Below are 13,705 nucleotides of genomic sequence, written 5' to 3' on the forward strand. Positions count from 1 at the left end.
GTAGGGTATCTTCGTCAATTGACACGCCTCCTTCGGGAGGCGTTTTTTTATGCCCGGACCATAAATGATCGGATTGTAAATTAAATTTAATCCAGTGCTAACAATGCCTTACTGTATGTTACGTGACTCTGTTCTGAGAGGGGCGAATACTGGTTGTGTGGATGTTTATCCATTTCCGGATGCTGCGATTGTGTGGTGAATGTGGCCTCCGGACCTTTCATTCAATCAGACAGAAAAGGATTTGTTATGAACAAATTGTTGACCGGTGCGGTGTTTTCCGCGCTGGCGATGACCGCCAATGTGCAGGCTGCTGATCAGCTGGCACCCTCTACGATGCCTCCCGGTGGTTTACTGCCGAGTGAAGTCCCAATGTTTGTGTCATTTGGTTTTGATGATAACGGATATTCGGGTTATCCGGAGGTCGGCCGAGGTGCCGGCGGGATGAAATGGGCGATTGATATGCTCAAGAACCGCACCAATCCGGCCGGGACGGGAAATCCACTGACCTTTGATGGCGCGCCGACCCGGGTGACGTTTTTCCAGACCTGTGTGTACGCATCCAGCTGGCTGGCGGAATCCCCGGTTTGGGTGAAGAAAGCCTGGCGTGAGGCTTATATGGATGGCCATGAGATCGGGAACCATACCGTCACCCATGCCGAAGGTGGTCGTCAGCGCAGCGAAGCGGACTGGTTCAAAGAGATTGATGATTGTAACAAGTTCCTGACGCAGCCCTTTGATCCGAATGAAGTCACTCATTCTCCGGATCCGACTAAGGGAATCGGGATTCCTGCGTCGGAGATCACTGGCTTCCGTGCACCTTTCCTGGAATTTAATGACAACACTTTCAAAGCCATGATCAGCGCCGGGATCACTTATGACGTGAGTATTCAGGAAGGTTTCCAGGCTGATCAGTTCGGCGGCGATCACTACTGGCCGTATACGCTGGACTTCGGCAGCCCGGGCAATGACACGCTCGTCTCCTGGGGGAACTCAGAGCCGATCAGCACGTATCCGGGATTCTGGGAAATTCCTGTCTATCCGTTCATCGTGCCGGATGATGCGACGGCGCCACAGTACGGGATTAACTACTCCCTGCGTGACAAAGCAGCAGCTGCGGCAAACTGGTTCAACAAAGAGAACGGCAAGATCACGGGCTTCGACTACAACCTGTTCTATACCTATAAGTTCAACAAGGCCGAGCTGCTGGCGACGATGAAGTACACGCTGGATCAGCGTCTGGCCGGAAACCGTTCGCCCATGATGCTGGGTGCGCACACCGATATGTTCCACGATCTCAAAAGTGCTGATGCGCCCATGCGCCGCGAAGTGCTGGAAGAGTTTCTGGATTATGCACTGAGCAAGCCGGAAGTCCGTATCGTGCGTTACGATCAGCTGATTGCCTGGATGAAAAACCCAGTCGCGCTGGATACACAGGGGCCGCAGTATTTCCGTCTGAGTGCTTCTGTGGTGGGGCATCCCGTGGATGGCGGCAGCTGCACCGAACCGGCCTGGAGTGCGACCAATGAATATACTGGCGGCAGCCGGGTATCGCACAACGGAAACGTCTGGGAAGCTTCCTGGTGGACCAAAGGGGAAGAACCTGGCGCGTCAACCTGGGGCCCATGGCAGGGTAAAGGCCTGTGTGATACTTCGACGATCCGCTACTTCGGGACCGTCAGCCCAACAGGCACCAGTATGATTGCCGAAGGCCAAAGCCAGGTGTACACCCTGACGCCGGAAGCTGGCTATCAGGTGGAGTACATTGAACTGGACGGTGTCCGTCAGCAACTGGGTGCACCGGGCAGCTTTACGCTTGGGCCTGTCAGTGCCGACATGAATCTGGTGGTTTCCTTTGGGCCAGCGCAGCAGTAACTGAGTCTCGGAAAAGAAAAAAGCGGCTGTTTCAGCCGCTTTTTTTGATGGGGTTGGATTGGCCGTGATTAGAAAATCAGGTGCGCAATCAGTGCGATGACCGGCAGGGTTACCAGTGTACGCAGAATGAAAATCATAAACAGTTCCCAGGCTTTTACCGGGATCTTACTGCCCAGCAGCAGGGCACCGATTTCAGACATGTAAATCAGCTGGGTGACAGACAACGCCGCAATCACAAAGCGGGTCAGGTCGCTCTGAATGTCACCGGCCAGAATCGCTGGCAGGAACATGTCAGCAAAGCCAACCACGATCGTTTTCGATGCTTCCGTTGCTTCCGGGATCTGTAACAGTTCCAGCAGCGGAATGAACGGCATGCCCAGCCAGTTAAAGACGGGGGTGTATTCCGCCACAATCAGGGCCAGCGTACCGATGGCCATGACCACAGGCAGAACACCGAAGACCATATCAATGGCTGCTTTCACGCCGTCATTGACGACTTTCCGCAGGCTGGTCACTTTACCGGCACGCTCAAAGGCTTTTTCCAGACCATAGCTCATCACGGTGTGACCGTTTGGCAGGGCATCCATATCTTTTTCGAGCGGTGTGCCGCAAACATATTCGTCACGCTTACGGCTCAGTGGCGGCAAACGCGGCACAATGATCGCCGCAGCAATGCCTGCCAGACACACGGTGGCGTAGAACGGCAGGAACATGTGCTCCAGTTTCACCTGTGCCAGAACCACCAGGCTGAAGGTGATCGAAACGGCAGAGAAGGTGGTACCAATCACGGCGGCTTCACGCTTGGTGTAAAAGCCTTCTTCATATTGTTTGCTGGTCAGCAGCACGCCCACACTGCCATCCGCCAGCCAGGAAGCCATACAGTCGATCGCAGAACGGCCCGGCAGTCGGAACAGCGGACGCATGATTTTCGTCAGCATCGCGCCAAAGAATTCCAGCAAACCAAAGTTCGTCAGCAGGGGCAGGAAGAAGCCTGCACACAGGAATACAGCAAAGAGAACGGGCAGCAGATCGTTCAGAACCAGACCGCCCGTATTGCCATTATAAATTGCCGCCGGACCGACTTCGAAAAAAGTCAGGTTCGCAAAAATGGCACCCAGGACTTGAACGATGAACCAAGGCAGGCTTGGTTTGAACAGATTGGCAATAAAAGGTTTACGTTCAACGAAACGGGGGTTGGTCAGACGCACCAGCACTGAGCACAGTGCAGTCAGCGTAATGACTGCGGTAACAATCGCGGTCAGGCTGCCTTCAAACAGACTCTGAATGGCTTTTGCCATCAGTGCGATTGGGATGGTGATCTCGCCATTCACGCTGATTGGCGCCATAAACAGCAGCACACCCAGCAGGGAAGGAAGAATAAACATGAGCCAGGGCGCTTTACGCTTCTTTGCGCCAGTTATCACTTGTTCTGACATGATTGACCTTTAAGTAACTGATACAACGTGTTTTTATCCGGACTAAGTGAATAAGTTCGGCATAAACATGCAGTTATTATTCATATTATCGCTAAAAGGTTACATTTTTTATCACTGCGATGGAATACTTTGCTGAAAGAATCATCTAATTATTCATTGTAAATTAGAGGTTATGATAAGTAACTCACGTTTAACAAAGATAGATCTTGAATTACATTCTGTGGTGGTATGACCCCCTGAGGCCGGATTTGGGCAGGATGTCACCGTTACGGATATTGTCATTGTTTAGCCGATTTTCGCTTATATAATGACCCCTGCTTTAATACTTTTTTGACAAACTCATAGCAAGTAATTACAAAAAATGATGAAAATACAATTGCAGGGACTCTCACTCGCGGTGGCTGCGGCATTGTCCGTGAGTTCTTTTTCTACTCAGGCTGCTGTGAACGGTGCGGATGCCAGAAGTGTCGCCATGGGTGGCACTGGGGTGGCTTCTGCCAGCTACCTGACAGCCAGCTTTTATAATCCGGCACTGGTTGCCCATTACGATAAAAACGATGATTTTGGTGTGCTGCTGCCTGCGGTCGGTGTCAGCCTTCACGATCCGGACGACCTGAATCAGAAAGTGGATGACTTTCAGGATGTGAATGATCAACTGGAAGCGGCGATCAACAACAGTGGTGGTGCACCGGTTTCTGACGCCTTGGTGAATCAGTGGAAAGCAGCGCTGATGGCGCTGGACGAAGGCAAGCTGAAAGCAGACCTGAGTGTCGGCGCTGCGGTTGCGGTGCCGAACCGTTATCTGAGCATGAACCTGTTTACACAGGCGCAGATTGTCAGTCTGGCGAAAGCGAACATTGACCCGGCTGATCTGGCGGGTGTTGATGGCAGTCATCCACCGGATCTGGATAACCTGCAGTCCGATGTGCTGGGCATCGGCGGCGGTATTGTGGATGTGGGTCTGGCCATGGGGAAATCATTTGCGATTCCAACGGTGTCTTTACCTGAGCAGACTGTTTCTGTCGGCCTGTCACCAAAAATTCAGCAGCTGATTGCAGTCAGTTTCCAAAACACGGTGAGTCAGTTTGATGACAGTGACTTCAGCTTTGAAGATGAGTACCGTGATGACACGGCATTTAACCTGGACTTCGGTCTGGCGTATCAGCCAATGCCATCAGTAACCGTTGGTTTCAGTGGCCGGAACCTGTTCAAACAAGAACTGGAAACCAACACGCCGGCATCTCCGGCGGGTCTGGCGGGTAAATTCACCAGCAAAACCTTACTGGTTGAGCCGAAATACACCCTGGGCGTTGCCTATGAAAACAGCTGGTTTACTGCCGCTGCGGATGTGGATCTGAACGAACAGAAATATTTCAAAGAGTTTGATCTGGCGACTCAGTATGCCCGCTTGGGGATGGAGCTGAACGGTTGGGATTGGATTCAGCTGCGTGCCGGTTATAGCCTGAGTCTGACCGATTCTGCGGAAGACACGGTCAGTGCCGGCTTGGGTCTGAGTCCGTTCGGTGTGGTGGCGGTTGATCTGGCGCTGCAATATGGTCAGGACAATAACTACGGCGGTGCGCTGCAGTTCGCCTTTACCATGTAATACCAATCGCAGTAAATCATTGCTCATCCTAGCTTGTTCAAATGCTCGACAACTGCGTTAGATTTTTTGATTGTAGAATAACTACTTATCTAAAAAATCCGCCTTGTTCTCAAACATTTTTCCGACGCTATTTCTGATCACTGACTTACTTTGATTGGTATAAAGCAACCTGAAGCCTGATAGAAAAACCCGCCAGACGATCGGCGGGTTTTTTCGTTTAAGCGGTTTTGATGCTTTGCGTCGCAGTACTGGACGGCGATCAGGCCGTTTTCATCACCACTACGGCGGCAATCACGACAAAGATGCCTGCCCAGCCCAGTGGGGTCAGCCGTTGCTTGAACAATACGGAGCCGCCGATGGCTGTGCCCAGAATGCCAATTGCGCCCCATGAAGCATAAGCCACCGCCAGATCAATCTCTTTGACCGCCTGAACCAGTAAAGTAAATGCCGTCAGAACCAGCACAATTGATGTGGCACCCCAGAGCCGGTGTTTGAATCCGTCTGAACGGGTCAGGGCCATATTTGCCGCAATATCGACGATGGCCGCCAGCAGCACAAAACCAAACGATAAGGTAAAAAACTGGTTCATGACAGACTCCTGGAGGCCGACGCACAACTTGCAGAAGATGTATCCTGATCTTGCTCCGGCTGCGACTCACCCAATGTCACCATCACAATCCCCACGACTGCCAGGCCCAGGCCCAGCAGTTCCTGCAGACTCAGATCAGCGTCAAAGACAAACAGTGAGACCAGCGTGATCAGTGCAATGCCGAGTCCTTCCCAGACTGCATAGGCCACACCGATGGCGATTTTTTTCGCGGCCAGCGACAGAAAGTAATAAGACACCGTGATCAGGAGATACATCACGCCGTATCCCCAAAGTGAATTTTCCTCTCCGATCAGATTCATGGTGCTGGTGCCGGCCACTTCAGAGGTGATGGCCAACAGCAGAAAGATTCGTGCAATAAACATGCTATACCTGCCAATGAATGAACATTAATGGATAGCAAAGGATTGCCAGGCCACACAGCGAATTGAGACCAGTTGAAGATTCAGGCCGAGATAACGGGCAATGCTTTGCAATACCAGGCAAGATTAGCCGTTGGCCAGAAAGGGGAACAGGTATATGAGATATTCAATTATGAATATCACTCAACTTTGATGGGTCCCGCTTGAAAACATTTCTTTATGACTCGATGTAAATGCTGGTGGAGCGGATGATTGCGGTTGGACTGGACAAAACCGCCGGAAATCACAAAGTCACTGAATTCGCGGTTGACGGCTGGCATCGGGTAGGCGGCCAGCGCCGGAAACAGCCGGATGGTGCTCGTGCTGGCATACATAATGGCATCCGTATCCAGCAGCATTTGGGCTGCCAAACGCAGATTATACGTTTTCAGCAATACCCGCGGCTGGTAACCCATGCGCTGATATTCCGACTCGACGGTGCACAACGGGTTGTATGAGGCCGGTGCCGGCAGGGAAATGATCGGCAACTGCGAGACCGTCTCCCAGTCATTCACATCTTGATGTTGCGACAAAGTCGGATGGTTCTTCCGTGCCACAATCATTCGCTTTTCGGTAAAGAGCGGCCGCATATAGAGATCTTTGGGCAGCTCGGTTTCCTGATCCAGCATGCAGTAGTCGTGCTGCCCATCCAGCATTTCATCCTGGCTGTAACTGTTCCAGTTCGAAAAGGTAAAGGTTGCCTTCGGGAACGACTGATGGCAGACCCGCAACAGTTGCTGGCCCTGTTCATCCAGCAGGTATGGATCCACCACCAGTGATAAATGGCCGTCATACTCGGCTGCGCTGAAGTCCTCAAACTCCTTCAGCACTTTTTCGATCGGCGCCAGAATGTTGTCGAACTCCTCCGCCAGCCGCAACGCCATTGGGGAAGGCTCTACCCCATGGGGCTTCCGGACAAACAGCGGATCATTCAGCGTGGCTTTTAAACGCGCAATTCCCCGGCTGGCACTGGGCTGAGAGATCCCCAACTGCATGGCGGCTACTTTAATACTCTTGTGCTCAACCACGGCTTTGAGCAAGCGCATGAGATTCAAATCCAGCGTATCGAGTTGATGGGCCATGCAGACACCTGATAGATCAACAGAAAAAGTGATTTGATGATTGTAATGGCTTGCGGCGGTCCGGTCACGGGGAACGCGTGGCATCGTGATTCAGGCGTTATCTGATGCCGTTGATTAGGCATGAAAGACTGGATCAAGATGCCCGTGGGTGGTGTACTCGCAGAAACAGATATCCGGGATTAGAATCTTCTCGGGTTGTGCGTCTTTGATTTGCCGGATCCCCGGCAGCGCAGCAATCTCTTTCGGCGATGTGATGTTTTCTTCAATAAACACCGGCTGGATCAGATCGCGGACAGAAAGTCTGTTTTCGCGAACCAGCTGGCGGATGAGTGTATTGGTTCTCAGGCGTCGTGGCCCCCGTCTTCTTCAGATCAGACAGGTTTGGGTGCAATTGGGACATGGAAGAGGTGAACGAGCCGATGAAGGTGTGCACAGGCCAGTAAAAAAGCGATACACCAAAAACAGTGTATCGCTTTCTTTTTATTTGCAGATGTCAGTTGCTGGAAGCGTCCATCAACGCATAGTCACAAACTCTTCCGAGCCAGTTGGGTGGATGGCAACCACGCTGTCGAAGTCGGCTTTGGTGGCGCCCATCTTCATGGCGACGCCGAAGCCCTGGATCATTTCGTCTACGGTGAAGCCGATGCCGTGCAGGCCGACCACAGTTTCTTCCGGACCGGCACAGACCAGCTTCATCTTACAGGGCTGGCGGTTGCTGGTGACGGCGGTGTACATGGCCGTAAAGCCAGACTGGTACACTTTCACGTTGTCTTCGCCGTACTGAGCGATGGCTTCCTGCTCTGTCAGGCCGATGGTGCCGATTGGTGGGTGGCTGAAGACCACGGTTGGCACCAGTTTGTAGTCCATTTTGGCTTCTGGCTTGTTGTTGAACAGGCGCTCAGACAGCTGACGGCCCGCTTTGACGGCTACAGGCGTCAGCTCAATGCCGCCGTCCATGATGTCGCCCACGCAGTAAATACCCGGTACGTTGGTTTGCTGGTATTCATCGACCTTGATGTAGCCTTTGTCTGTGGTCGCAACGCCTGTCGCTTCCAGATTGATTTTGTGTGTCACCGGATGGCGGCCAATCGCCCAGATCAGCAGGTCGGTGTTGTGAGACTCGCCATTTTCGAAATGCAGGGTGATGCTGCCGTCGGCTTCTTTCACCACTTCTTTTGGCACCGAGTGCGTGTGCAGTGTCGGGCCTTCGGTGTTCATGACATCAACCAGCGTCTCGACGATCAGCGGATCGAAGCTGCGCAGCGGTGATTCTTTTCGCACGAACAGGTGGGTGTCGGTTCCCAGGGCGTTCAGCACACCGGCGATCTCAACAGCAATGTAACCGGCACCAATCACGGCAGCCCGCTTTGGCTGCGCATTGAGCTCAAAGAAGCCGTTGGAATCAATGCCGTGCTCTGCGCCCGGAATGTTCGGAATCGTCGGCTCGCCACCCACGGCGATCAGAATGTGATCTGCGGTGTAGTGCTGGCCGTTCACTTCAACGGTTTTGGCGTCGACGAACTTCGCGAAACCATTGATGACTTCGATTTTGTTTTTGCCCAAAACATTGTCGTAAGCCTGATGAATACGGCCGATGTAGGCTTCACGGCTTTCGACCAGAGTGGACCAATTGAAGTTTTTCACTTCAACGTCGAAGCCGTAATCTTTGGCATACAGATGCATGGCTTCTGCAATCTGAGCGCCGTGCCACATTACTTTTTTCGGTACACAACCGACGTTGACACAAGTTCCGCCCAAGGCTTTGGCTTCAATCAGCGCGACTTTTGCGCCGTACATTGCAGCACGGTTTGCTGAGGCAATCCCGCCGCTGCCGCCACCAATACAGATGTAATCAAAATGCGTTGCCATGACTTTTCTCTCTATGCTGTGAAATCTTAGCTGGACGACAGTGTATACCTAAGTCGCCTTCAGATGCTAGGTTCGGGGAAACGGACGTTGGTGTCGTGGAACGGGCTGTGATCTTGCGGGGAAGAAGCAAAGGGGATAACCATCCGGTGCCTGCCAGTTTAGATTCGGCACCGGATCATCTGCGGGTAACGGATTATTCCGGTACCACCCAGCGCAGCGTAGTGTGACCACGGGTGGGAGCAATCACAGACTGCAGCCACGGCAGTAGGGTCGCCATCTGGCTTTCCAGTTTCCATGGCGGGTTAATCACGATCATGCCGGAAGCGGTCATGCCACGTTCTTCGGTATCGGGCTCTACACCGAGCTCGATTTGCAGAATTTTGCGGATGCCGAGATCTTCCAGTCCGGCCAGCATGGCGTCGATGTTGCTGCGATACACCACTGGATACCAGATCGCATAAGTGCCGGTGGCCCAGCGATGAACGCTTTCATCGATGGCATCCACCACATCCATGTATTCGTGCTTGAGCTCATAAGGCGGGTCGATCAGCACCAGCCCGCGGCGTTCTTTCGGTGGCAGGCTGGCCTTGAGGCGGGCAAAACCGTCTTCTTTATAAATGCGGACCTGACGATCGCCCCGGAATTCCTGCAGCAGCAGCGGGAAATCGGTCGGATGCAGCTCAGAGAGCACCATGCGATCCTGTTCGCGGATCTGGGCGCGGGCAACTTTCGGCGAGCCCGGATAATAGCGCAGGGTGTCGCCGTTATTCAGTACGCGGATGGCATCAAGATAAGATGCCAGCGCTTCAGGCAGATCGTCACGTTGCCATACCCGGGCGATCCCTTGCAGGAACTCACCGGTTTTTTCGCTGCGCTCGTCCTGCAAATCGTAGCGGCCGACGCCGGAATGGGTGTCGTGGTAAACAAAAGGTTTTTCCTTTTGTTTGAGTGCATCCAGAATCAGACTCTGAACGATATGCTTGAGCACGTCGGCATGATTGCCAGCATGAAAACTGTGACGGTAACTGAGCATGGGGAACTCTGCGGTGTTGAAAAAGAGGCTATTATGGCGCAAAAAGCGGGAATATCCAGCGGGTTGTAGCAGCAGATCTGAAGTTGCCGCTAAACTTAATCCGGAAAAGGATTGAAATTGTCCTGAAGAAGACACACTTAGTCAGGAAGCAGATAAATAAAGGATGCCCCATGTCGAACCCATTTCTGACCATGACGGACTTGCCGCCGTTTTCGCAACTCAAACCCGAACACATTTTTCCTGCCGTCGAGCAGGCGATTCAGGATTGCCGGAACAAAGTCGAGGAAGTCCTGGCCAGCGGAGAGGCGCCAAGCTGGGACAGCATTTGTGCACCACTGGCCGAAGTCGATGACCGGCTGGGCCGCATCTGGTCGCCGGTGAGCCACCTGAACGGGGTGAAGAACAGCCCTGAACTGCGTGAAGCCTATGAAAGCTGCCTGCCGATGCTGTCGGATTACAGCACCTGGCTGGGCCAGCACAAAGGCTTGTACGAAGCCTATAAAAGCATTCGCCAGAATGAAGACTTTGCTGCATTGTCTCCAGCGAAGCAAAAATCCATCACGGATGCGCTGAAAGAATTTGAACTCTCCGGGATTGGCCTGCCCGCGGCAGAGCAGCACCGCTATGGCGAGATCAGCAAGCGTTTGTCTGAGCTATCGTCGACCTTCAGCAACAATGTGCTCGATGCCACGATGGGCTGGAGCAAGCTGGTGAAAGACGACAGTGCGTTGTCCGGGATGCCGGAGTCAGCACTTCAGGCGGCAGCCGCTGCGGCTGAAGCCAAAGGGGAAACCGGCTACCTGCTGACGCTGGAAATTCCGTCTTACCTGCCGGTGGTGACTTACTGTGACAACCGCGAGCTGCGCCGCGAGATGTATGAAGCTTTTGTGACCCGCGCATCTGACCGGGGACCGAATGCGGGCAAATGGGACAATAGCGAAATCATCGCGGAAAAACTGAAACTGACCCATGAGCTGGCGCGCCTGCTTGGTTTTAATACTTACAGTGAAAAATCGCTGGCAACTAAAATGGCGGAATCAACCGATCAGGTGCTGGGTTTCCTGAATGATCTGGCTGCCCGGGCTAAGCCGCAGGGTGAGAAAGAGGTCGCTGAATTGCGTGCCTTTGCCCGTGAGGAATTTGGTGCGGATGATCTGGAACCCTGGGATATTGCCTATTACGCTGAAAAACTGAAACAGCACCGCTACAGCATCTCGGATGAGCAGCTGCGCCCTTACTTCCCGGAGCAGAAAGTGGTGTCCGGGCTGTTTGAAGTACTCAAGCGTGTCTTCGGCATGACAGTGACTGAACGTGAAGGCGTGGATGTCTGGGATCCGAGTGTGCGTTTCTACGATATCTTTGATGCCAGTGGTGCGCTGCGTGGAAGCTTCTATCTGGATCTCTATGCCCGTGAGCACAAGCGCGGCGGTGCCTGGATGGATGAGTGCATTGTCCGCCGTGTTCGTCAGGACGGCAGCCTGCAACATCCGGTCGCGTATCTGACCTGTAACTTCAATAAACCGGTCGGTAACAAACCCGCGCTGTTTACGCATGACGAAGTGGTGACGCTGTTCCACGAAACAGGCCATGGTATTCACCATATGCTGACGCAGGTGGAAGAGTCTGCCGTTTCCGGCATTAATGGTGTGCCTTGGGATGCGGTGGAACTGCCAAGTCAGTTCCTGGAAAACTGGTGCTGGGAAGAAGAAGCACTGGCCTTCATTTCCGGTCATTACGAAACCGGTGAGCCGTTGCCTTCTGAGCTGCTGGAGAAAATGCTGGCGGCCAAGAACTTCCAGTCGGCCATGGGGATGCTGCGTCAGCTGGAGTTCGGTTTGTTCGACTTCAGCCTCTACACCAACTATGACCCTGAAGTCGGCGCACAGGTTCTGGATACGCTGGCAAGTATCAAACGTCAGGTGTCCGTGGTGCCGAGCCCGGAATGGGGCCGCTTCCCGAACAGCTTCAGCCATATCTTTGCGGGTGGTTACAGCGCAGGTTATTACAGCTATCTGTGGGCGGAAGTTTTGTCTTCAGATGCTTATTCGCGCTTCGAGGAAGAAGGGATATTCAATCCGCAAACCGGCGCTGATTTCCTGAACTGTATTCTGGAACGTGGCGGCAGTGAAGAACCGATGGCGCTGTTCAAACGCTTCCGGGGCCGTGAGCCGAAGATTGACGCCCTGCTGCGTCACAGTGGCATCACAGGTTAAGCGGTTCACAAGAGAACGAGACAGAAAAGGCTCCTGCAAAGGAGCCTTTTTTCATGGGGATAACAGTCAATCCGATCAGCTTGCTTCGCTGATTTGCAGTGGCCAGCCCAGATCGGTCTGACGATGGGCTTCTTGCTGTAATTCTGCATTGGTGAGCGGATTGGCCGCCAGCCAGGCCTGAGGGACAACCAGCGTGAGCTGATTGTCGTCTACGGTCAGATGTGCCGGAGGCTGATGCTGACTGTCGCGGCGATGGCACAAAATCACGGCCAGACGCAGCAGACGCAGGATGTGGACCGCCTGAATCGCAGGCATGGCATGTTGTTCCGGCAGGCTGGTCAGGTTGTCGCGGTAGCGGCGCAGCACTTCACCCAGCAGATGCTTCTGGGCCCGGGTAAAGCCGGGCAGATCCAGATGCTGGATCAGATAGGCAGCATGGTCACCACTTTGCTTGAAGCCAATCCCGGTGCCAATTTCATGCAGCAGCGCACTGGCCTGAAGCAGCGAGCGGGCTTGAATGTCCGATTGCCACACGGGTTGGCAGTCATCCAGTAATGCCAGTGCAGTGTCCGCCACTGTCGCCGCGTGATGCGTGTCGATCTGGTAACGAACCTGCAGGCTGTTCAGTGTTCGGCAACGGACATCGTCCTGACACATCTGCTGGCTCATCATGTCGTACACCATGCCTTCCCGCAGTGCACCACCGGCCAGGGTCATGGTCTGAATGCCCAGCGTTTCGAACAGGGCGATCAGAATCGACAGGCCGCTGGGGAAAACCAGCGCCCGTTCCAGCGTCAGCCCTTCGATATCGAGATCTTCCAGCCGTTCATACTGCATGGCCTGACGTTGCAGCCGTTTGAGTTTGGCCAAGGTGATCAGCTCATCCATGCCCTGCGCAAGCATAATTTCCTGCAGGGCCTGAACCGTGCCGCTGGCACCGACACAGTGATCCCAGCCCAGATCGCAATACGGCTCGACAATCGGGGCAATGGCATCTTTGGCTGCCTGAATGGCAGAACTGAAGTTTTCTGCGCTTAGGTGGCGGTCTTTGAAATAGCCTTCCAGCCAGGTGACACAGCCGATTTGCAGGCTGGTCAGCGCCCGGGCATCAAAGCCTTCCCCGATAATGACCTCGGTACTGGCACCGCCGATATCGACGACCAGACGTTTCCCCTGACCACCGGAGGTATGGGCAACCCCCTGATAGATGATTCGTGCTTCCTCTTCCCCCGGAATGATTTCAATCGGGTGGTTGAGGATATCCGTCGCTCTGGAAAGAAAGTCGTCCGCATTGACTGCGGTTCTCAGGGCCGCTGTCCCCACAATCCGGATCCGTTCGGCCGGGATATCCTGCAGACGTTCGGCGAACATGGCCAGACATTCCCAGCCGCGCTGCATCGCTTCCTGACTCAGGACATTCTGGCTGTTCAGGCCAGCCGCGAGCCGGACTTTCCGCTTGATCTTGGCCAGCGTATGCACGCTGCCTGCGACTTCGCGCACGATCCACATGTGGAAACTGTTGGAGCCCAAATCAATGGCTGCATACAGCGGAGATACGACACAACTTTCCATGGCGTCTTCTTCAG

11 protein-coding genes are annotated in these 13,705 nt (G+C 53.7%); 3 read left to right on the top strand and 8 right to left on the bottom strand.

Annotated features, from left to right (window positions below; translation table 11 throughout):
- Positions 1 to 246: 246 nt before the first annotated feature.
- The gene (locus tag KDD30_RS16380) at positions 247 to 1,872 is read left to right on the top strand and encodes a polysaccharide deacetylase family protein (RefSeq protein ID WP_211646766.1); all 1,626 of its coding nucleotides are present in this window, start codon (positions 247 to 249) and stop codon (positions 1,870 to 1,872) included.
- Between the two features lie 68 nt (positions 1,873 to 1,940).
- On the opposite strand, the gene KDD30_RS16385 is transcribed toward KDD30_RS16380, so the two are convergent.
- Complete coding sequence (locus KDD30_RS16385; RefSeq protein WP_249199162.1) at positions 1,941 to 3,308, bottom strand: YjiH family protein; 1,368 nt, start codon at positions 3,306 to 3,308, stop codon at positions 1,941 to 1,943.
- A gap of 361 nt (positions 3,309 to 3,669) precedes the next feature.
- Between KDD30_RS16385 and traF the strand changes: the two genes are divergently transcribed.
- Positions 3,670 to 4,914 (top strand): conjugal transfer protein TraF, encoded by a 1,245-nt coding sequence (traF, locus tag KDD30_RS16390; RefSeq protein WP_249199163.1) that lies wholly within the window; start codon positions 3,670 to 3,672, stop codon positions 4,912 to 4,914.
- 259 nt (positions 4,915 to 5,173) lie between these two features.
- Here the strand turns inward: traF and KDD30_RS16395 are convergent, their stop codons facing one another.
- The 6 genes from KDD30_RS16395 to KDD30_RS16420 all read right to left on the bottom strand — a co-directional run bounded on the left by KDD30_RS16395 (position 5,174) and on the right by KDD30_RS16420 (position 9,906).
- Positions 5,174 to 5,503: an SMR family transporter gene (locus KDD30_RS16395; RefSeq protein ID WP_211646767.1), complete on the bottom strand. Its 330-nt coding sequence runs from the start codon at positions 5,501 to 5,503 to the stop codon at positions 5,174 to 5,176.
- Complete coding sequence (locus tag KDD30_RS16400; RefSeq protein ID WP_211646768.1) at positions 5,500 to 5,886, bottom strand: SMR family transporter; 387 nt, start codon at positions 5,884 to 5,886, stop codon at positions 5,500 to 5,502. Before KDD30_RS16400 ends, KDD30_RS16395 begins: the two co-directional genes overlap by 4 nt.
- A gap of 176 nt (positions 5,887 to 6,062) precedes the next feature.
- Positions 6,063 to 7,004 (bottom strand): LysR family transcriptional regulator, encoded by a 942-nt coding sequence (locus KDD30_RS16405; RefSeq protein WP_211646769.1) that lies wholly within the window; start codon positions 7,002 to 7,004, stop codon positions 6,063 to 6,065.
- Between the two features lie 114 nt (positions 7,005 to 7,118).
- Positions 7,119 to 7,349, bottom strand: coding sequence for a hypothetical protein (locus tag KDD30_RS16410; RefSeq protein ID WP_211650128.1), 231 nt, complete (start codon positions 7,347 to 7,349; stop codon positions 7,119 to 7,121).
- 168 nt (positions 7,350 to 7,517) lie between these two features.
- Positions 7,518 to 8,873 (bottom strand): glutathione-disulfide reductase, encoded by a 1,356-nt coding sequence (gene gorA, locus KDD30_RS16415; protein WP_211646770.1) that lies wholly within the window; start codon positions 8,871 to 8,873, stop codon positions 7,518 to 7,520.
- Between the two features lie 193 nt (positions 8,874 to 9,066).
- A complete protein-coding gene (locus KDD30_RS16420; protein WP_211646771.1) occupies positions 9,067 to 9,906 on the bottom strand; it encodes a 23S rRNA (adenine(2030)-N(6))-methyltransferase RlmJ in 840 nt (279 codons plus the stop codon).
- A 170-nt stretch (positions 9,907 to 10,076) separates the two neighbouring features.
- Between KDD30_RS16420 and prlC the strand changes: the two genes are divergently transcribed.
- Positions 10,077 to 12,119: an oligopeptidase A gene (gene prlC, locus KDD30_RS16425; RefSeq protein WP_211646772.1), complete on the top strand. Its 2,043-nt coding sequence runs from the start codon at positions 10,077 to 10,079 to the stop codon at positions 12,117 to 12,119.
- A 75-nt stretch (positions 12,120 to 12,194) separates the two neighbouring features.
- Here prlC and gppA read toward each other — a convergent pair whose 3' ends face one another.
- Positions 12,195 to 13,691: a guanosine-5'-triphosphate,3'-diphosphate diphosphatase gene (gppA, locus tag KDD30_RS16430; RefSeq protein ID WP_211646773.1), complete on the bottom strand. Its 1,497-nt coding sequence runs from the start codon at positions 13,689 to 13,691 to the stop codon at positions 12,195 to 12,197.
- Positions 13,692 to 13,705 lie beyond the last annotated feature (14 nt).

The sequence above is a fragment of the Photobacterium sp. GJ3 genome (genome assembly GCF_018199995.1).
GTDB lineage: Bacteria > Pseudomonadota > Gammaproteobacteria > Enterobacterales > Vibrionaceae > Photobacterium.